Source organism: Citrobacter sp. wls829 (genome assembly GCF_005280825.1).
Classification (GTDB): domain Bacteria; phylum Pseudomonadota; class Gammaproteobacteria; order Enterobacterales; family Enterobacteriaceae; genus Citrobacter; species Citrobacter gillenii.
The window spans coordinates 73,867-93,079 of the sequence record NZ_SZWP01000052.1 but is presented as its reverse complement, the minus strand read 5'-3'; the positions used below and the strand labels follow the sequence as shown (position 1 = coordinate 93,079).

Genomic DNA, 19,213 nt, shown 5'->3' with positions numbered 1-19,213 from the left:
GCGTCTCACTGCGGCAATACTCCCGCTATGCGCTCCACCATCACCAGGATATCGTCTCGCTGCAGCGGTTTTTTATCGGTCACAAAATGCAGCGTCATGCCTTCAATAAAGGCATCCAGCGCACGGGCCGTGGCGGGGTCAAACCACTGCTCTAAGGTTTGTTGACTGCGTTGCATCCAGTTTTGCATCACCGTTTTCAACGCCGGTTTACGGCTGGCGAACGCGTACAACTGGTACATAATCTCCATGTTATCCGGTGTGGTGACCTGCGAACTGTAAATCATCTCGGTAATGGCATGACAGGCCTGTGGCGCATCCATCACGTCCATAAAAAATGCCTGATATTGCCGCGACATAGTTTCGGTAAAATGACCGAATGCCTCCATCAGAAGCTCATCGATTCCCGAAAAATAATAGGTCATTGAACCCAACGGCACCTGCGCAATCGTTGCAATCTTACGATGCGTAACTGCATGAATACCATAAGTTATTACCGCTTCCAGCGTAGCCTGAACTATTTTTTCCCGCCGTTGTGGATCGTTCGCGCGTCGCACCGCATTTCCTCTTCTTGCATTTGTGTACAAATGTACACAACCTTGCTAATGTTGTCTCCTTTCCTCATTTCTTTGGCTCGAATTCATGACTGGCATCTCATCACGCAAAGCCTTAAGACGCCGAACCTGGGCGCTGTTTATGTTTTTCTTTTTACCAGGATTATTAATGGCTTCCTGGGCAACGCGTACCCCAGCCATCAGAGATATCCTCTCCGTTTCTACCGCTGAAATGGGGGCAGTATTATTTGGACTCTCTATTGGTTCGATGAGTGGCATTCTTTGTTCGGCCTGGCTAGTGAAACGATTTGGCACGCGGAAAGTGATCCGCACCACCATGTCATGTGCGGTTGTTGGTATGGCGATCCTTAGCGTGGCGCTATGGCTGCATTCCGCCTGGCTATTTGCGTTTGGGCTGGGGGTTTTTGGTGCCAGCTTTGGTGCCGCAGAGGTTGCCATTAACGTCGAAGGTGCAGCGGTTGAGCGTGAGATGAACAAAACCGTGCTGCCGATGATGCATGGTTTTTATAGCCTCGGCACCCTGGCAGGTGCAGGCGTCGGGATGGTGCTCACCGCCTTTAGCGTTCCCGCCAATGCGCATATTCTGCTGGCGGCACTGGTGGCTATTGCGCCAATATTTATCGCCATCAAAGCGATTCCTGACGGCACCGGTAAAAATGCCGCTGACGGTTCTCACTCAGCCGAAAAAGGGCTGCCCTTTTACCGCGATATCCAGCTGCTGCTCATCGGCGTCGTGGTACTGGCGATGGCATTTGCCGAGGGTTCCGCCAATGACTGGCTTCCGCTCCTGATGGTAGACGGACACGGATTTAGCCCGACCTCAGGCTCCTTGATTTATGCCGGGTTTACGCTGGGCATGACCGTCGGACGGTTTACCGGCGGCTGGTTTATCGATCGCTACAGCCGCGTTGCGGTCGTACGTGCCAGTGCGTTAATGGGCGCGCTGGGTATTAGCCTGATTATCTTTGTCGACAGTTCGTGGGTCGCAGGTGTGTCCGTTATCCTGTGGGGACTCGGTGCGTCGCTGGGCTTCCCGTTGACTATTTCAGCCGCCAGCGATACCGGCCCCGATGCACCAACCCGCGTGAGCGTTGTAGCAACCACCGGTTATCTGGCCTTTCTGGTCGGGCCGCCGCTGCTGGGCTATCTGGGTGAACACTATGGCCTGCGCAGCGCCATGCTGGTGGTGCTGGCGCTGGTGCTGGTTGCGGCCATCGTCGCGAAGGCTGTCGCCAAACCAGACGTTAAAAATACCCCTGTGACGGAGAACAGCTAATGGCTATTAAGTTAATTGCAGTCGACATGGACGGCACCTTTTTAAGTGACCAAAAAACCTACAACCGTGAACGGTTTATGGCGCAGTACCGCCAGATGCAAGCTCAGGGGATCCGCTTTGTGGTCGCCAGCGGTAACCAGTACTACCAACTGATCTCCTTTTTCCCCGAACTGGCCGATGAAATCTCCTTTGTGGCGGAAAACGGCGGTTGGGTCGTTAGCGAAGGGGAAGATGTGTTTAACGGCGAGCTGGCTAAAGACGATTTTCAGACCATCGTGGATCATCTGCTAACGCGCACCGACATTGACATTATTGCCTGCGGAAAAAACAGCGCCTACACCCTGAAGCACTACAGCGACGAGCTAAAATCCGTCGCCGCCATGTACTACCACCGCCTCGAATTTGTTGATAATTTCAACAACATCAACGATGTATTTTTCAAATTCGGGCTGAATATCTCTGAAAAACAGATCCCACAGGTTCAGTCTGCACTGCATGACGCGATTGGCGACATTATGGTTCCAGTGCATACCGGCTACGGCAGCATCGATTTAATTATCCCTGGCGTACATAAAGCAAACGGTCTGCGTCTGCTGCAACAGCGCTGGAATATTCGCGATGAGGAAGTCGTGGCGTTTGGTGATGGCGGTAATGATATTGAGATGCTGCGTCAGGCGGGGTTCAGTTTTGCGATGGCCAATGCCAACGATACCGTGGCCCGTGCGGCAAAATATCGTGCGGGGTCGAATAACGAAGAAGGCGTACTGGATATTATCGACCGGGTGCTAAAAAACGACGCACCGTTTACGCAATAACACCTCAGCACAGACGGCAACAAAAGAATGGCATGATCTCTTCATAATCCGCGTCACATTAACCCGCTGGATAAATATCTCCAGTGAATATTTTCAGGTGATCTGATGATGAAGAAAAGTGTACTAATAGCGGCAATATTGCTGGGGTTTGCGGGAACCGCACTGGCGCAAAGCGTCACCGTTGATGTACCAAGCGGTTATAAAGTTGTCGTGGTTCCTTCTTCCGTGAGCGTTCCCCAGGCGGTCAGCGTGGCCACTGCGCCACAAACGGTTTATGTTGCTCCGGCTCCTGCGCCGGCCCCCGTTTATCGTGCACATCCTTATGCACGGCATGTCGCCAGCGTAGGCGAAGGGATGGTTATTGAGCATCAGATTGACGATCACCACTAAGTTCGCGTAAAGCCCGGGCAGCCGTCAACGCCTCATCGATTTTCAGCCGGACCAGGGTGTCGCTTCAGCTCTCTGGCTTTCAGCTATATCCGTTTTGCTGTTCAGAGATATTCAAGTAAAAGCGCAGGTAGTCAGGTGTGGGCTGGTCCGGCTAAAAATTGCCGACGTGTTTCCGCAAGGCCGGGAGAACCCGCAGGGATGCGGGTTCAGGGCGCGTTTTGCAGGGACGCTACCTCGCGCTCGGCCCGATAGCCTCGAGGAATAAGCGGAGGGAACCACGAAGTGGCAATTTTCCTGCCGGGAGCCGGGATTGTAAAGGGCGTGGCGAAGAACGCCCTTTACACGTTCACAGGAATCAGTGCCTCAGAGAAACGATGAACATGAGGTGAACGGAACCCTTTCTCTGAGAGAGCATATTCATCCCCCCCGCCGCCAACACATGTTGATGCTTTCTGATACCGAGACGTTAACTGAACGGTATTACGGATAGCCGGGCTTTATCCTTCCCGTGAATCTCCTACCCGCTTATCTTTCAGGAAAATAAACATCAGCGCCAGCCACAGTATCCCGCTGGCCAGATTAAACAGGCTAAACAGGCCGTTACCGCCGAGTAAATAAGCATGTTTGCTCAGCTCAATACCAACGGTAAAAATCAGCATCTGCAGCATGCCCATCGCGGCGGAAACCGTCCCTTTACTCATGTCGCTGGCAAACAGCGTCAGGCGTACCAGCCCGGCATTCGCCACGCCAATCCCAAACGCATAAACACTCAGCCCTGCCGTCATCCACAAATAGGCATGGGAAGAAACCACCGTGGCCGCCGCGGCAATAATCAGCCCCACGGCGATTGGCCAGCCGCCCATAATAATCAGCGACCGTACCGTGCGTCGTGCGGTCAGGCGCGCCAGCACGAGGTTACCGGCGATCAGCGCACCAAAAATCGGCACCTGTAGCAGACCATATTCATAGCTGCTCAGTTGTTCACCGCTAATAATGATAATCGGGGATTGAGCGATCCACGCCAGCAACGGCAGACTGACAAAGCCCAACGCCAGGGCACCGGCGACAAAACGCACGTTCTTCAGCACCAGCTTGTAGTCTTTGCCCAGCTCTTTAATCGACAACGTTTCACCCAGTCGGGTCGCGGTTTCAGGCATCGCGCGCTGCAGGCCAACAAAGGCGATGGCGGCCAGTACCGCAAACAGCACAAACATCCCTTCCCACGGCAGCACGTGCACCCAGGCAGCGCCGACCAGCGGGCCCAGCAACGGGGCAATCAGCGCCACGTTCGCCATCAGGGCGGTAATTTTAATGCATACCGCCTCTTCAAAGGATTCCTGAATCGCGGCATAGCCCACCGCGCCAATAAAGCACAGGCTAATGCCCTGCAAAAAGCGCAGGAAAGTGAATTGTTCAATGTTCTGCGCAAACAGCGTCGCAAGGCAGGTAACAATGAACCACACCACACCGGTTAACATCACCGGCCGACGACCAATACGATCCGACAGCGGTCCTAATAACCACTGCAAAAACATGCCGCCTGCCAGGTACGCAGTCATGGAGGTGGGAACCCAGTCTAATCCGGCCTGATATTGCTCCACCACCGCCAGCATACCGGGCTGGATCATATCGTTGCCGATATACGTAGAGAATTCGTAAAGCACCAGACAGAGAGGGAAAAGTAATGCCTGACGCCCCAGTCGGGCGCCTGAAGATAAACGGTTGTGCATGCAGTCTCTTAACCAATGAAAAAACGCGCAAAGTGTAATAAATGCGCCGGACTGGTGATAGTGAATTATGTGATTTGGCCGCAAAATGCGCACATTTTTACACTCAGTTTCACAATGCTCTTTTGCTTTAAGGTTAATTTAAGTTGAACCCGTTATCATGCTCTATAGACGTCATTAATTATCTTAAAAATAGTCATTTAGCTGACAAATAAGACAACACCGCTTTTTATCCCGCTAAAGCGAACTTATGCTCTGCCTGATGGGACTCTTTTAACTACTGTCGTGAATCTGGATGTTATGCTGGAAAATCTGAACAACTCGCTATTTTACCTGATCAACGCCACGCCGGACTCTGCGCAATGGGCGATCGCGTTTGCCATCTTTATTGCTAAAGATCTGATCAGCATCGTGCCGTTGTTAGCTGTAATCCTGTGGCTTTGGGGCCCGCGCGACCACGTGACGACTCAGCGCAAACTGGTTATCAAAATGGCGCTGGCAATAATTGTCAGCCTGGTCATTTCATGGCTGATAGGACATCTGTTCCCACACGATCGCCCGTTTGTTAACCACATCGGCTACAACTTCCTGCACCATGCACCTGATGACTCTTTCCCAAGCGATCACGGCACCGTTATTTTCACCTTTGCACTGGCCTTTATATTCTGGCATCGCCTGTGGTCTGGCGCCCTGTTTATGGCGATTGCCGTGGCGATCGCCTGGTCACGGGTGTACCTCGGCGTACACTGGCCGCTGGATATGCTGGGTGGGTTCCTGGCAGCGTTAATCGGCTGCCTGAGCGCCCAGATGATCTGGCAACGGTTCGGCACCTCGCTGTATTCCGCGTTGCAGGCCTGCTATCGCACCTGCTTCGCCCTGCCGATCCGTAAAGGCTGGGTGCGTGACTAATCCACGGTAAAAAGAGTAGTATTAAGCGCGCGATATGAAACGCTTATTCTACTCACCAGGGGAACTATGGAAACACGACGCGACGAGCGTATTGGTCAATTGCTGCAGGCGCTGAAACGCAGCGATAAATTACACCTTAAAGAAGCCGCGACGCTACTTGGCGTATCTGAGATGACCATCCGTCGCGACCTGAATAATAACGATGCCCCGGTCGTGTTGCTGGGGGGATATATTGTTCTGGAACCCCGTAGCGCCAGCCATTACTTAATCAGCGACCAAAAGTCCCGGCTGGTGGATGAGAAACGTCGCGCGGCCCAACAAGCTGCGAGCCTCGTTCAAGCGCATCAGACGATCTTTTTTGACTGCGGCACCACCACGCCGTGGATCATTGAAGCTATTGATAACGATCTGCCTTTCACCGCGATTTGCTACTCGCTGAATACCTTTCTGGTACTCCAGGAAAAACCGCTGTGTCGCGTCATCCTATGTGGCGGTGAATTCCACGCCAGCAACGCTATTTTCAAACCACTCGATTTCCAGGAAACGCTGAATAACCTGTGCCCGGATATCGCGTTTTATTCTGCGGCTGGCGTACACATTGACAAAGGTGCAACCTGTTTTAACCTGGAAGAACTACCGGTGAAGCATTGGGCGATGTCGATGGCGCAGTATCATGTACTGGTGGTGGATCACAGCAAGTTTGGTAAGGTGCGTCCCGCTCGGATGGGTAATCTGAAACGCTTTGATAGCATCATTAGCGATACCCGTCCTGACGATGAGTTTGTTGATTACGCAAAAGCGCAGCACATTAAACTGGTGTACTGAAATGACATTGCCGGACGCACAAACGCTGTCCGGCAATAACGGTGATTAAGAGAACCAGCCACCAAACCACTGGTGGAATTTCATCATCACAAAGTCCCACATCCGGCTAAAGAAACCGCCCTCTTCAACGGCCTCCATCACCATCAGCGGACGCTGTTCAATGGATTTCCCGTTCAGCTGGAAGTCGATCGTCCCGACAACCTGGCCTTTCTTCAGTGGCGCGGTTAATTGCGGTTCGGTCAGTGTAAAGCTGGCTTTCAGATTTTTAAGCTGACCGCGCGGAATAGTCACCGAACCGGCTTCGCCTGCGCCCAGGTTAACTTCACTCTTATCACCGAACCAGACGCGCTGGGTCACAAAGGTGGCATCCGGTTTAATCGGCGTGACCGTTTCAAAGAAGCGGAAGCCCCACGTCAGCAGCTTCTCTGACTCATTGAATCGAATACGGTCGGTTTTCGCTCCCAGCACTACCGAGATCAGGCGCATATCGCCCTGGGTGGCGGAAGCCACCAGGTTATAACCCGCGCCCGTAGTGGTGCCCGTTTTCATCCCGTCCACGTTCAGGTTGGTGCTCCACAGCAGGCGGTTGCGGTTCGGTTGGCGAATTTTATTAAAGGTAAACTCTTTTTCTTTATGAATGGCGTACTCTTCCGGCACATCGTGGATGAGTGCTTTACCGAGCAAGGCCATGTCGCGCGCGGTACTGAACTGCCCCGGCGCATCCAAACCATGCACCGTCTGGAAGGTGGTATTCGTCAGTCCCAGCTTTTGCGCATAGCCGTTCATCAAACCAATAAAGGATTCCTGGCTGCCAGCCACGTAATCTGCCAGCGCGATACATGCATCATTACCCGACTGAATAATAATGCCTTTGTTCAGATCGGAGACCGCTACCTGATCGCCGGGTTTCAGGAACATCACTGAAGACCCACGCAGAGCCGGGTTGCCCGTCGCCCAGGCATCTTTTCCTACGGTAACCATGTCGTTCAGGTTAATTTTCCCGGCCTTCAGCGCCTGGCCAACCACATAGCTGGTCATGATCTTGGTCAGACTGGCTGGATCCAATTTCTCATCAGCATTGCCCTCCGCCAGCACCTTGCCGCTGGCGTAATCCATTAAGATCCACGCGCGCGCATCCACGCTCGGCGGCGCGGTGGGTTGCTCTACCGCCTGTGCGGTCGGTGCCAAAAGGAATAACAGCGCTGAACCTGCGGCGAAACTGCGAAGGGAAGAGAAGTATTGCGTCATAAATGCCACCCGAGTATCCATTCCAAAAAACCACGTCATAACACACCATGTTTACACAAACTGCATCGGCCAAACCCGCGCAGAAGCGGCCTGATGGATGACGTGTAAAATAAGTGCGGTGAGTAATAACGCACTAACGAGCTTAAAGAAACCGTAAGTTGGTAAAGTTTTTAAAGTTTATGCAATAACACTGCGCTGCGCCGCTTTCATCACGATTTTTTTACGTGTTGTTGCGTAAATATTAGGTTTACCCCACCATGTAACGGGTTTAATACCGAATGCAGCCATCAAGCTGCTCAATGATTACGCGGGGTTACTATGATTACACTGTGGGGTCGCAATAACTCGACCAACGTGAAAAAAGTGTTGTGGACGCTCGAAGAACTGGAACTGCCGTATAACCAAATACTGGCGGGCGGGCAGCACGGTATCAACCGAGATGCTGACTACCTGGCGATGAATCCAAACGGTCTGGTCCCCCTGCTACGCGATGATGAAACCGACGTTTTACTGTGGGAATCCAATACCATCGTCCGCTATCTGGCCGCCCAATACGGGCAAAAACGGCTGTGGATCGATGCCCCGGCAAAACGTGCAGAAGGCGAAAAATGGATGGACTGGGCTAACCAGACGCTAAGCCCTGCTCATCGGGTCATCTTATTTGGTCTGGTCAGAACACCGGCAGAACAACGCGACCAGGCGGCCATTGACGCAGGCGCGAAGGTTTGCGACAACCTGTTTGCCATGCTCGACAATGCGCTGGCCGACCAACAGTGGTTCTCCGGGGACGAGTTTGGTACCGGCGATATCGCCATCGCCCCGTTTATCTACAACCTGTTTAACGTTGGCCTGAGCTGGACCGAACGTCCTCACCTTGAGCGTTGGTACCAGCAGCTTACCGAACGTCCAGCGTTCCAAAAAGCGGTGATGATCCCGGTCAGCTGATACTGTAGCGCTGCGGCTACCGGGGGCTCACCTTCAGTAGTTGCCCGTCGGACTCGTCGGTTAACACATACAAATAACCGTCTGGTCCGACACGCACATCGCGGATCCGCTGTCCTCTTTCGCGTAAAATACGCTCGTCCTCAGTAACCTGATTCCCGTTAACGCTTAAAACGATCACATCCTGGTCTTTTAACGCGCCAATAAACACCTTCTGCCGCCACTGCGCAAAGGTATCGCTATTGTAAAAAGCCATCCCGCTGACCGCCGGCGACTTTTCCCAGTAGAAAACAGGCTGTTCCGTACCCTCAACAATTCCACCTTTAGCCTCAGGTATTTTTAAACCGCTGTAGTTCATCCCCCAGGTCGCTAACGGCCAGCCGTAGTTTTTGCCTTTCTCGGGGATATTAATTTCGTCGCCACCGCGCGGGCCATGTTCGTTGAGCCACAGCGTGTCACTCCAGGGATTCATCGCCATCCCCTGTGGATTACGGATGCCATAGGACCAAATCTCAGGTCGAGCACCGGCCTGGTTCACAAATGGATTATCCGGCGGAATGCTGCCCTCATCAGTCAGTCGCACCACCTTACCCTGCAGCTTGTCCAGATCCTGAGCGGTAGCGCGCTGGTTATTTTCACCCAGACCAATAAACAGGTGGCCTTTACCGTCAAACACCATGCGGCCACCAAAATGGTTGCCGGTTGAAAGTTTTGGCATCTGGCGAAAAACCGTCTGGAACGCCTGCAGATGTTTGAGATCGTCGCTCAGTCGTCCATAACCGACTGCCGTACCGGCCTTACCCTCATGGTCGGCTTCAGCAAAGCTGAGCCAAACCCGCCGGGAACGTTCAAAATCCGGGGCGAGCACCACATCGAGTAACCCCCCCTGACCGTGCGCCCAAACCTTTGGTACCCCGGTTAGCGGATCGGAAAGTCCTTCCCCCGCCTGCCATAGTCGCAACTGTCCACCCCGCAGCGTGAGTAATATGCCGCGGTTGTCAGGTAAAAAGGCCAAGGACCAGGGGTGATCAAGTTTGGTTTGCAGCACCTCAACCTTCAGCGCAGACGGTTCAGCACTGGTGTGAGGGGCAAACAGTAACAGTGGGGCCGCACAGAGAAAGAGTCGCCGCATAACACCTCCTTAATGGCTCTGCATAAAGCGTAGCCAGCAAGGGGCAATTTCCCGCAACTTTTACACAATCTTAACGAAAAGGGGGAGCGCCCTCCCCCGGATTCAGACATGTTCCAGCGTTGAGTACATTTGCAAACACTGGATACTCAGCGTCAGCGTTGTCAGGCAGTTTTCCAGTTTCTCTGCGTTAACGGCGATAAAGGTCGGACAATCGTGATGTCCGCTCATCAGACAAACAGCCGCGGCGGCTAACGCGCCTTCAGCACGGCGCAGGGCATTCCACTCTTCCTGGTCAAGATGCATACCGTGGAGCTGTGATTGGTCATCATGCAGTTCGCGATTCAGTGCAAAAAAATTATCACGCAGACGATCGCTCTCACTCACTGACATATAGCCTTTCGCTTTCCTCAACAACAGATAAGCGGCGAGATCGATACGGGCGTTTATCAACTTGTTGAGAAGATCGGTTCTCAGTCTGTCAACGACCATACTTTGTTCCTCCTCTTTCCAACCATGGTGCAACTTAATAGTATGGTCGTTTTTTGAACAAATTGATGCTCCACGTCAATAAACCCTAATTGATTAACATTATTTACAATGTTACAACGCACAGAGAAACCGTCTGTTTCTGACGTAGCGATAATTTTTTGCTATACCTGATGGGGTTACTGTCGCGACACGGATGATGAGGGGTCTATGTCAAAAGCAAATGATGCCGAGAAGATACGCACGCTATCAAAGATAGACCTGAATCTGCTCACCATTTTCTGTTTAATTTATAGCGTAGGGAGCATTACCCGCGTCGCCGATATGCTGAATATTTCTCCCTCGGCTGTCAGTCAGTCGTTAAAAAAACTGCGCGAACTGATGGGAGATAATCTTTTTGTCCGCAGCGGCAATGCGTTATTACCAACCGTCTATTCCGACGAGCTTTACGACAATGCAATCCCGATTATTGATAAACTGTCGCTGCTAATGCCACATACTTCCCCAGCATCCAGAAAAAGGCTCACGCTGTATACGGAATCGTTTATTTCACCGATCGTTATTCCCGACGTTACGGAAAAAATAATCAGCAATAACGCGGATATCAGTCTCCTGCATCTTACCGCTGATTTAAATGAGCAGAGTATTATCGAACTGCTCACGATGCGGCAGGCTGATGTTGTTTTTTCTACCTTTTCCGTGGAATCAGGCAGTATTTCCTGTCAAAAAATATGTGATATGCGGTTGGTACTGGCAGCGTCACAAAATAATACGTTGTATGGTCATTCGATCAGTGAGGAAATGTTCAGAAGTGCCAATCTGGTGGGTTACAACACTAAAAACGAGAAAATAATTTATCACCGCAGCATCGTGGATAAAAAATTCAGAACCGGGGATCGCTGCCTGCTAACCTCTTCTTTTACCGCGATACTCACGATTGTCGCGAATACCCAATGTTTAGGGGTGATCCCGGAAAAAGTCTTCGCCACGCATGCGCCACTTTATGGCCTGAAAAAAATCAATACGCCGTTCCCGTTACCGCAATTCAGTATTTTTGCCTCATCGCGCAAAGAAACCAATACCCATAAGCTCCTGGCGCCAATTCTCGCCGATTTACAAGCATCCTCCCTGTTCTGAAAACCAGGGAGAACACCCGTTGTGATTAAGGGTTAGACATGGATCCGGGTAATACGCCAAATATTATTGGCGTATTCCTGTACCGTTCTGTCCGACGAGAAGTACCCCATATTGGCAATATTATGCAGCGTTTTCGTCGTCCACTCACGGGGAGTACGATACAACTCATCCACAGAGTCCTGGCAATCAACATAGCGGCGATAATCCGCTAACACCTGATAATGGTCACCAAAGTTGATCAATGAATCGAGGATGTTACGATACCGCCCAGGATCCTGTGGACTAAACAGGCCGGTGCCAATTTGCGTCAGTGCCTGATGCAGTTCGGCATCATTCTCAAAAATCGTTCTTGGGTTATAGCCGTCACGTCGTAAGGCGTCGACTTCCGGCGCCGTATTACCAAAGATAAAGATGTTATCTTCGCCGACATATTCCTGCATTTCAATATTCGCCCCGTCCAGCGTGCCAATGGTCAACGCACCATTTAAGCCAAACTTCATATTGCTGGTACCGGAAGCCTCGGTCCCTGCCAGTGAAATTTGCTCGGAAAGGTCCGCCGCCGGAATAATTAGCTGCGCCAGGCTGACGCTGTAATCCGGGATAAACACCACCTTCAGCTTGCCGCCGATTTGTGGATCGTTATTCACCCGCTGTGCCACGTCATTTATTAAGCGAATAATCTGTTTCGCCATGTGGTACGACGAAGCAGCCTTACCGGCAAAGATATTCACACGAGGAACCCAGTTTTCCTCCGGTGCAGCTTTAATACGGTTGTAGCGTGTAATCACGTGGAGCACGTTCAATAATTGACGCTTGTACTCGTGGATACGCTTCACCTGTACATCAAACAGGGCCGCAGGATCCACCACCACCCCGTACTGGGTGGCAATATGGTGCGCCAGCCGCTGTTTATTTTTGTGCTTCGCGCGATGCACCGCGTCGTTCACGCTTGGATAATCAATATACTGTTTCAGATCAGCAAGCTGCATCAGGTTAGTGCGCCAGTTCTGACCGATATTCTCATCCAGTACGTTTGCTAGCGGCGGGTTCGCCAATGCCAGCCAGCGACGGGCCGTCACGCCATTCGTGACATTAGTAAACCGCATCGGGAAGATACGCGCAAAATCAGCAAACAGTGATTCCGTCATCAATTTTGAATGTAATGCCGACACGCCGTTCACTTTATGACTGACCACGACGGCCAGCCAGGCCATCCGCACCACCCGGCCATGCGATTCATCAATTAACGAGACCCGTTTAAGCAGCTCACTGTCATCATGATATTTATCCGCCACGGATTTCAGGAAGCGATCGTTAATTTCAAAAATAATTTGCAAATGGCGCGGCAGGATCCGGCTCAGCATCTCTACCGGCCATGTTTCCAGCGCTTCACTCATCAAAGTGTGGTTGGTATAGGAGAAAATCTGACAAGTCACGTCAAACGCATCATCCCATGCAAATTGATGATTGTCGATTAACAGACGCATCAATTCCGGGATCGCCAGAACCGGGTGGGTATCATTAAGGTGAATCGCGATTTTATCAGCCAGATTATGATAAGTTTTGTGCAGTTGATAATGCCGGCTCAATATGTCCTGAATGGTCGCTGAGGCCAAAAAATAAGCCTGGCGTAGGCGCAGCTCGCACCCGGCGTCGGTGGAGTCATCCGGGTACAGCACCCGCGAGATCTTTTCAAAATGGTATTTGTTTTCCACTTCAACGGTAAAATCATCATTCAGATTTACTTTGCCTGAATTGACTTCACTATTAACCTGCACATTCCACAAGCGCAATGTATTGGTGCTGTCGGTGTTATAACCTGGGACAATCTGGTCATGCGCTACGGCCAGAATATCCTCGGTCTCAATCCAGCGGACTTTGCTGCCTTCCTGCTGAACACGACCGCCAAAGCGCACTTTATAGTGGGTATTATGACGCTTAAATTCCCACGGATTTCCGTATTCTAGCCAATAGTCCAGCGACTCCTTCTGCACCCCATTAACGATATTTTGTTTGAACATACCGTAGTTGTAACGGATACCGTAACCGCATCCCGGTAAACCCAACGTGGCCAGCGAGTCAAGGAAACAGGCCGCCAGACGTCCGAGACCACCATTGCCAAGCCCTGGATCGTTTTCTTCGTCAATCAGCTCTTCCAGATCCAGCCCCATGGCCTCGAGCGCGCTGTTCACTTCGTCATAAATCCCCAGAGACAGCAGCGCATTCGACAATGTACGCCCAATCAGAAACTCCATCGACAGGTAATAAACCTGACGGGCATCCTGAGAGAATTGCGCCCGGTTTGAACGATGCCAGCGTTCGACCATGCGATCGCGCACGGCATATAGCGTAGCGTTTAACCATTCACGTTTAGTGGCAATGGCCGGATCTTTACCAATGGTAAATAAGAGTTTATTGGCAATATCATCCCTGAGTTTATCAACATCAATTTCGGCGGCTGTAGGAAGTGGGGAAATATACATATCAGCGTGACCTCGCAGAATCGGACAGGGGCAGAAGAATAAAATAAAAATAAAACACAAATAAATTTATGAGCGTTGATTCTTTTGCGGACTCACTTCATGACGAGTAATAGAATGAAGTTCATTCATTAATAAGCGCCAGCTTAAACCGGTGGCGAGCGAAATATAATATAAGCTCACACCATTAGCATAAAGGGTTCTCGCCATTTTAAGTTTTGACTGCAAAGCAATATCTTTCAAATTTAACCTCATGAATAACGCTCGACATATTAAATTTAGAAGACTTTTTCTCTATAGCCAAGAAGTGACACTTAAAGCCGGAATTAGACTCTCTAAATACCTTGCTCCTGCCGATAAGCCAATTACCGGTACTCCCCATTTAGAGCGTCCGACTTATGAACATCAGAGATAGATGTCACGCGATGGCATCTGTATAATCCCCCGATTACGAGCAATGTACAGTATAAGAAAATGGCAAAAATTGGTTTTATTTCACTAGGTTGTCCGAAAAACCTCGTTGATTCTGAGCGCATCCTGACTGAACTTCGTACCGAAGGTTATGACGTGGTGCCGAATTACGACGACGCGGATATGGTTATCGTTAACACCTGCGGCTTTATCGACAGCGCGGTACAAGAATCACTGGAAGTGATTGGCGAAGCGCTGAACGAGAACGGCAAGGTGATTGTCACCGGCTGTCTGGGCGCGAAAGTCGATCAGATCCGTGAAGTTCACCCGAAGGTGCTGGAAATCACCGGACCGCACAGTTACGAGCAGGTTCTGGAACACGTTCACCATTACGTGCCAAAACCAAAACATAACCCGTTCCAGAGCCTGGTTCCTGAGCAGGGCGTCAAGCTGACGCCGCGTCATTACGCCTATCTGAAGATCTCTGAAGGGTGCAATCACCGCTGCACGTTCTGCATCATTCCGTCCATGCGCGGCGATTTGGTCAGCCGTCCCATCGGCGAGGTACTCAGCGAGGCCAAGCGTCTGGTTGATGCGGGCGTCAAAGAGATTCTGGTTATCTCCCAGGATACCTCCGCTTACGGCGTGGATGTGAAGCACCGCACCGGCTTCCATAACGGTGAGCCAGTGAAAACCAGCATGGTTGATCTGTGCGAGCAGCTGTCGAAACTGGGTATCTGGACTCGTCTGCACTACGTCTATCCGTACCCGCACGTCGATGATGTCATCCCGCTGATGGCGGAAGGCAAAATCCTGCCGTATCTGGACATCCCGCTGCAGCATGCCAGCCCGCGTATTCTTAAGCTGATGAAGCGCCCAGGTTCGGTAGACCGCCAGTTAGCGCGTATTAAGCAGTGGCGTGAAATCTGCCCTGAACTGACCCTGCGTTCAACGTTTATCGTCGGCTTCCCGGGTGAAACCGAAGAAGACTTCCAGATGCTGCTCGATTTCCTGAAAGAAGCGCGTCTGGATCGCGTCGGCTGCTTTAAATACAGCCCGGTAGAAGGTGCGGGAGCCAATGCGCTGCCGGATCAAATCCCGGAAGAGGTGAAAGAAGAACGCTGGAACCGCTTTATGCAATTGCAGCAGCAGATCTCTGCTGAACGCTTGCAGGAGAAAGTCGGCCGCGAAATTCTGGTCATCGTCGATGAAGTTGACGAAGAAGGCGCGATTGGTCGCAGCATGGCAGACGCCCCGGAAATCGACGGCGCGGTGTATATGAATGGCGAAACCAACGTGAAGCCTGGCGATATCATCCGCGTGAAAGTCGAAAACGCAGACGAATACGATCTGTGGGGCAGCCGCGTTTAACTCATCGTCACCCAACAGTAGGCCGGATAAGGCATTTACGCCGTCCTCCGGCCTACTGTTTATCCTTTAATCTTCGGGTCCAGCGCGTCGCGCAGGCCATCACCCAATAAGTTAAACGCCAGCACCGTCAGGAATATTGCCACCGCCGGGAATATCGCCACGTGTGGAGCAATCACCATATCCGCCCGCGCTTCGTTGAGCATCGCGCCCCACTCCGGCGTCGGTGGCTGAGCACCCAATCCCAGGAACGACAAACTCGCGGCGGAGATGATCGACGTCCCGATGCGCATGGTAAAAAAGACCACGATCGACGAGACCGTCCCCGGCAAAATATGGTTGAAGATAATGGTCGTATCGCTGGCGCCAATGCTGCGCGCCGACTCAATAAACGTCTGCTGTTTGAGCACCAACGTATTCCCACGCACCAGTCGCGCAAAGGCTGGAATGGAGAAGATAGCGACGGCAATTATCACGTTAGCAATGCCGCTGCCGAGCACCGCCACCACCGCTATCGCCAGCAGAATACCCGGAAAAGCGAATAGCACATCGCAGATACGCATAATCAGCCGATCCCACCAGCCTTCGTAATAACCTGCCAGCAGACCCAACACCGTACCTATGGCCGCGCCAATAAATACGGCAAACACCCCTGCCGCCAGCGAAATTTGCGCGCCAACCAGCACGCGGCTAAAAATATCCCGCCCCAGCGAATCGACGCCAAACCAGTGCAACATCGACGGCCCATCATTGAGGCGGTCATAGTCGAAGTAATTCTCGGCATCAAACGGCGTCAACCAACGGGCAAATATCGCCACCAGGATCAAGGCCAGCACGAATAACCCGGCGATCATCGCCACACGCTGGCGACGAAAACGACGCCAGAACTCGTGCCACGGCGTGCGGATCTGTTCAGGCTTAACGAGCGGCATTGCATTTAAAATCGCCTGTCGGCGCCAGTTAAAAAATCGCATCCTTACTTGTACCTGATAGCCGGATTAATGGCGGCATAGAGCACATCCACCACTAAGTTAATAAGAATAAACTCCAGAGAAAATAGCAGCACCTCGGCCTGAATCACCGGGTAGTCTCGCATTTCAACCGAGTCCACCAACAATCGTCCGAGCCCTGGCCAGTTAAAGACTTTCTCAACCACAATGGAGCCACCAAGCAAAAAGCCAAACTGCAGCCCCATCATCGTGACGACCGGGATCATCGCGTTACGCAAACCGTGTTTTAACACCACCCAGGTTTCACTCACCCCTTTTGCCCGCGCGGTGCGCATGTAATCTTCGCTGAGCACTTCGACAAACGAGGCGCGGGTAAAACGCGCCAATACCGCTGCCACCGCCGCGCCCAGCGTGATAGAGGGCAGGATATAATGCTGCCAGGAATCCGCGCCCACGGTGGGTAACCAGCCAAGCTCCACGGAAAAAATCTGCATTAACAGCATGCCGAGGGCAAACGCCGGGAAGGAGATCCCGGTGACCGCCAGGGTCATACTCAACCTGTCCGGCCAGCGATTTCGCCATACGGCGGCGATGATCCCTGCCGTCATGCCAAACAAGACCGCCCACGTCATGCTGGCAATCGTCAACCAGAATGAGGGCATAAAGCGGCTGGCAATCTCTTCAGCAACCGGACGACGCGACACCATCGAGGTGCCAAAGTCACCTTGCAACACGTTCGTCATGTAATGCCAGAACTGAATATGCAGCGGCTGGTCCAGACCCAACTGCTGGCGCACCAGCTCAATCACCTCAGCGTCGGCCTCCGGTCCGGCAATCAACCGGGCCGGATCGCCTGGCAACAAATGAACAAATAAAAACACCAGCACCGCGACGATAAGTAGCGTTGGAATCAACCCCAGCAGGCGCTTGAAAACATAATTAAGCATCAGACTCCCTTCGGCGGCCCCCGCTGTTCAGGGGCCGAATGAATAGCTTATTGCAAATCCGCATCATCAAAACTAAATCCGGTGTCCGGCATAATCCAGAATCCGGTCAACTTGGTACTGTGCGCAGAGATCAGTTTCTCCACCACCAGCGGGATCCACGGCGACTCTTTCCAGATGATATCCTGTGCATCTTTGTACAATCGCGCTTTTTCGCTCGGATCGTTCGTTTGCAGTGCCGCGGCTAAATCGCTGTCCACCTGCTTGTTACTGTAAAACGCCGTATTAAACAACGTTGGCGGCCAGTTTTGCGAAGCAAACAGCGGTGATAATGCCCAGTCAGCTTCGCCCGTCGACGCCGACCAGCCGGTGTAGAACATCCGTACCCCGCTCTCTTTCTGCGCCTTACCTTCAACTTCTGCCGCCCGCTGTCCGGCATCCATCGCCGTCACCTGCGCCTTCACGCCGACCTGCGCTAACTGCTGCTGGGTAAATTGCAGCACTTTCTGCGCGGTGCTGTGATTATGCGATGACCACAGCGTGGTGGTAAAGCCGTTGGGATAACCCGCCTCTTTCAGCAACTCACGGGCTTTCGCCGGATCGTAAGGCCACGGCGTATAGCTTTGCGCGTAGGCTATCGCGGGCGGCAGCACGCCGGTCGCCGGTGTGGCGTAACCGGCAAATGCCACTTTTACCAACGCCTGGCGGTTAATGGCATAGTTCAGCGCCTCACGCACCTTCGGATTATCAAACGGTTTTTGCGTCACGTTCATGCTGATATAACGCTGCATGATCGACGGACTGGCAACCAGTTCCAGGTTTTTGTTCTTCGCCAGTAATGCGGCCTGCTCGTAAGGGATCGGGAAGGCAAATTGTGCCTCGCCGGTCTGCAACATCGCCGCACGGGTGTTATTGTCGGTCACCGGACGCCAGGTAATCGTATCAAGCTTCGGCAGGCCCTGCTGCCAGTAACCAGCGAACTTTTTCACCTTCACAAAATCGGTCTGATTCCAGGTTTCAAGCTGATAAGGCCCGGTACCCACCGGATGGAAGCCGATATCTTTACCGTATTTCTTCAGCGCCGCCGGCGATATCATTGCCGTTGCCGGGTGCGCCAGGATATTAATAAACGCCGAGAACGGCTGTTTCAGCGTGATCTTCACCGTCGTCGCATCAACGGCCTCGGTGTTAGCGATATTTTTATACAGGTTATAGCGTTTAAGATGATTTTCCGGATTGCTGGCTCGCTCAAGGTTAGCTTTCACCGCCTCTGCATTGAAATCGGTGCCATCCTGAAACTTCACCCCCTGCCGCAGTTTGACGGTATAGGTTAAGCCGTCATCGGAAACGGTATAGCTTTCTGCCAGCACATTTTTCAGCTTCATCTCTTTATCAAGACCGAACAGCCCTTGATAAAACGACTTCGCCACCGCCTGCGACAGCGTGTCATTCGCGTCATAGGGGTCGAGCGTAGTAAAATTAGACCCTACCGCCACCACCACGTCTTTAGCCGACCAGGCAGGGGACGCAGCCAGTGCAGAGGCAACCCCCAGCGCAACCAGCCATTTACGAGCAACAATTTGTCTCATGTTATTCTCCTG

Annotated in this window: 17 protein-coding genes; 8 read left to right on the top strand and 9 right to left on the bottom strand. The window is 52.2% G+C overall.

Annotated features, from left to right (window positions below; all coding sequences use genetic code 11):
• Positions 1–5: 5 nt before the first annotated feature.
• Complete coding sequence (locus tag FDW88_RS08250) at positions 6–554, bottom strand: TetR/AcrR family transcriptional regulator (protein ID WP_137362358.1); 549 nt, start codon at positions 552–554, stop codon at positions 6–8.
• Positions 555–639: 85 nt separating this feature from the next.
• Between FDW88_RS08250 and FDW88_RS08245 the strand changes: the two genes are divergently transcribed.
• The 3 genes from FDW88_RS08245 (at position 640) to FDW88_RS08235 (ending at position 3,053) form a co-directional block, all read left to right on the top strand.
• A complete protein-coding gene (locus tag FDW88_RS08245; protein ID WP_096757718.1) occupies positions 640–1,848 on the top strand; it encodes an MFS transporter in 1,209 nt (402 codons plus the stop codon).
• Complete coding sequence (locus FDW88_RS08240) at positions 1,848–2,663, top strand: Cof-type HAD-IIB family hydrolase (protein WP_135912337.1); 816 nt, start codon at positions 1,848–1,850, stop codon at positions 2,661–2,663. Before FDW88_RS08245 ends, FDW88_RS08240 begins: the two co-directional genes overlap by 1 nt.
• 108 nt (positions 2,664–2,771) lie before the next feature.
• Positions 2,772–3,053: a hypothetical protein gene (locus FDW88_RS08235; protein WP_371414755.1), complete on the top strand. Its 282-nt coding sequence runs from the start codon at positions 2,772–2,774 to the stop codon at positions 3,051–3,053.
• Positions 3,054–3,550: 497 nt separating this feature from the next.
• On the opposite strand, the gene FDW88_RS08230 is transcribed toward FDW88_RS08235, so the two are convergent.
• Positions 3,551–4,783, bottom strand: coding sequence for an MFS transporter (locus tag FDW88_RS08230; RefSeq protein WP_096757721.1), 1,233 nt, complete (start codon positions 4,781–4,783; stop codon positions 3,551–3,553).
• Positions 4,784–5,080: 297 nt separating this feature from the next.
• On the opposite strand from FDW88_RS08230, the gene ybjG reads away from it, so the two are divergent.
• Positions 5,081–5,689, top strand: a complete 609-nt coding sequence (ybjG, locus tag FDW88_RS08225; RefSeq protein WP_115258968.1) for an undecaprenyl-diphosphate phosphatase — start codon at positions 5,081–5,083, stop codon at positions 5,687–5,689.
• A 66-nt stretch (positions 5,690–5,755) separates the two neighbouring features.
• Positions 5,756–6,514, top strand: coding sequence for a DNA-binding transcriptional repressor DeoR (gene deoR, locus FDW88_RS08220; protein ID WP_115258969.1), 759 nt, complete (start codon positions 5,756–5,758; stop codon positions 6,512–6,514).
• 45 nt (positions 6,515–6,559) lie between these two features.
• Here deoR and dacC read toward each other — a convergent pair whose 3' ends face one another.
• Positions 6,560–7,762, bottom strand: a complete 1,203-nt coding sequence (gene dacC / locus FDW88_RS08215) for a serine-type D-Ala-D-Ala carboxypeptidase (RefSeq protein WP_115259972.1) — start codon at positions 7,760–7,762, stop codon at positions 6,560–6,562.
• Between the two features lie 318 nt (positions 7,763–8,080).
• On the opposite strand from dacC, the gene FDW88_RS08210 reads away from it, so the two are divergent.
• Positions 8,081–8,707 (top strand): glutathione S-transferase family protein, encoded by a 627-nt coding sequence (locus FDW88_RS08210; RefSeq protein ID WP_117341693.1) that lies wholly within the window; start codon positions 8,081–8,083, stop codon positions 8,705–8,707.
• Positions 8,708–8,723: 16 nt separating this feature from the next.
• On the opposite strand, the gene FDW88_RS08205 is transcribed toward FDW88_RS08210, so the two are convergent.
• Together FDW88_RS08205 and bssR are read right to left on the bottom strand one after the other, a co-directional pair.
• The gene (locus FDW88_RS08205) at positions 8,724–9,836 is read right to left on the bottom strand and encodes a PQQ-dependent sugar dehydrogenase (RefSeq protein WP_135912339.1); all 1,113 of its coding nucleotides are present in this window, start codon (positions 9,834–9,836) and stop codon (positions 8,724–8,726) included.
• Between the two features lie 102 nt (positions 9,837–9,938).
• Positions 9,939–10,325 (bottom strand): biofilm formation regulator BssR, encoded by a 387-nt coding sequence (gene bssR, locus FDW88_RS08200; protein ID WP_096757726.1) that lies wholly within the window; start codon positions 10,323–10,325, stop codon positions 9,939–9,941.
• Between the two features lie 207 nt (positions 10,326–10,532).
• Here bssR and FDW88_RS08195 point away from each other — a divergent pair, with 207 nt between their 5' ends.
• Positions 10,533–11,459, top strand: coding sequence for a LysR family transcriptional regulator (locus FDW88_RS08195; protein WP_096757727.1), 927 nt, complete (start codon positions 10,533–10,535; stop codon positions 11,457–11,459).
• A 32-nt stretch (positions 11,460–11,491) separates the two neighbouring features.
• Here FDW88_RS08195 and glgP read toward each other — a convergent pair whose 3' ends face one another.
• A complete protein-coding gene (gene glgP / locus FDW88_RS08190; RefSeq protein WP_137362356.1) occupies positions 11,492–13,942 on the bottom strand; it encodes a glycogen phosphorylase in 2,451 nt (816 codons plus the stop codon).
• A gap of 471 nt (positions 13,943–14,413) precedes the next feature.
• Here glgP and rimO point away from each other — a divergent pair, with 471 nt between their 5' ends.
• Positions 14,414–15,721 carry a 30S ribosomal protein S12 methylthiotransferase RimO gene (gene rimO / locus FDW88_RS08180; protein WP_115258973.1) on the top strand — a complete coding sequence of 436 codons (1,308 nt, stop codon included), beginning with the start codon at positions 14,414–14,416 and terminating at the stop codon, positions 15,719–15,721.
• A 59-nt stretch (positions 15,722–15,780) separates the two neighbouring features.
• Here the strand turns inward: rimO and gsiD are convergent, their stop codons facing one another.
• Genes gsiD through gsiB form a run of 3 tightly spaced genes read right to left on the bottom strand, consistent with a single transcriptional unit; the run spans position 15,781 to position 19,201 of the window.
• Positions 15,781–16,692 carry a glutathione ABC transporter permease GsiD gene (gsiD, locus tag FDW88_RS08175; protein ID WP_096757731.1) on the bottom strand — a complete coding sequence of 304 codons (912 nt, stop codon included), beginning with the start codon at positions 16,690–16,692 and terminating at the stop codon, positions 15,781–15,783.
• 2 nt (positions 16,693–16,694) lie between these two features.
• Entirely contained in the window at positions 16,695–17,615 is a 921-nt protein-coding gene (gene gsiC, locus FDW88_RS08170) for a glutathione ABC transporter permease GsiC (RefSeq protein ID WP_137362355.1), read from the bottom strand.
• Positions 17,616–17,662: 47 nt separating this feature from the next.
• Positions 17,663–19,201 carry a glutathione ABC transporter substrate-binding protein GsiB gene (gene gsiB / locus FDW88_RS08165; RefSeq protein ID WP_096757733.1) on the bottom strand — a complete coding sequence of 513 codons (1,539 nt, stop codon included), beginning with the start codon at positions 19,199–19,201 and terminating at the stop codon, positions 17,663–17,665.
• Between the last annotated feature and the right edge of the window lie 12 nt (positions 19,202–19,213).

What these genes read in the sequence shown, in the direction of transcription:
- gsiB (WP_096757733.1), bottom strand. Translation starts at nt 19,201, where the DNA reads ATGAGACAAATTGTTGCTCGTAAATGGCTGGTTGCGCTGGGGGTTGCC.
- FDW88_RS08235 (WP_371414755.1), top strand. Translation starts at nt 2,772, where the DNA reads ATGAAGAAAAGTGTACTAATAGCGGCAATATTGCTGGGGTTTGCGGGA.
- deoR (WP_115258969.1), top strand. Translation starts at nt 5,756, where the DNA reads ATGGAAACACGACGCGACGAGCGTATTGGTCAATTGCTGCAGGCGCTG.
- glgP (WP_137362356.1), bottom strand. Translation starts at nt 13,942, where the DNA reads ATGTATATTTCCCCACTTCCTACAGCCGCCGAAATTGATGTTGATAAA.
- FDW88_RS08210 (WP_117341693.1), top strand. Translation starts at nt 8,081, where the DNA reads ATGATTACACTGTGGGGTCGCAATAACTCGACCAACGTGAAAAAAGTG.
- ybjG (WP_115258968.1), top strand. Translation starts at nt 5,081, where the DNA reads ATGCTGGAAAATCTGAACAACTCGCTATTTTACCTGATCAACGCCACG.
- gsiC (WP_137362355.1), bottom strand. Translation starts at nt 17,615, where the DNA reads ATGCTTAATTATGTTTTCAAGCGCCTGCTGGGGTTGATTCCAACGCTA.
- FDW88_RS08245 (WP_096757718.1), top strand. Translation starts at nt 640, where the DNA reads ATGACTGGCATCTCATCACGCAAAGCCTTAAGACGCCGAACCTGGGCG.
- rimO (WP_115258973.1), top strand. Translation starts at nt 14,414, where the DNA reads ATGGCAAAAATTGGTTTTATTTCACTAGGTTGTCCGAAAAACCTCGTT.
- dacC (WP_115259972.1), bottom strand. Translation starts at nt 7,762, where the DNA reads ATGACGCAATACTTCTCTTCCCTTCGCAGTTTCGCCGCAGGTTCAGCG.
- FDW88_RS08195 (WP_096757727.1), top strand. Translation starts at nt 10,533, where the DNA reads ATGTCAAAAGCAAATGATGCCGAGAAGATACGCACGCTATCAAAGATA.
- gsiD (WP_096757731.1), bottom strand. Translation starts at nt 16,692, where the DNA reads ATGCGATTTTTTAACTGGCGCCGACAGGCGATTTTAAATGCAATGCCG.
- FDW88_RS08230 (WP_096757721.1), bottom strand. Translation starts at nt 4,783, where the DNA reads ATGCACAACCGTTTATCTTCAGGCGCCCGACTGGGGCGTCAGGCATTA.
- bssR (WP_096757726.1), bottom strand. Translation starts at nt 10,325, where the DNA reads ATGGTCGTTGACAGACTGAGAACCGATCTTCTCAACAAGTTGATAAAC.
- FDW88_RS08240 (WP_135912337.1), top strand. Translation starts at nt 1,848, where the DNA reads ATGGCTATTAAGTTAATTGCAGTCGACATGGACGGCACCTTTTTAAGT.
- FDW88_RS08205 (WP_135912339.1), bottom strand. Translation starts at nt 9,836, where the DNA reads ATGCGGCGACTCTTTCTCTGTGCGGCCCCACTGTTACTGTTTGCCCCT.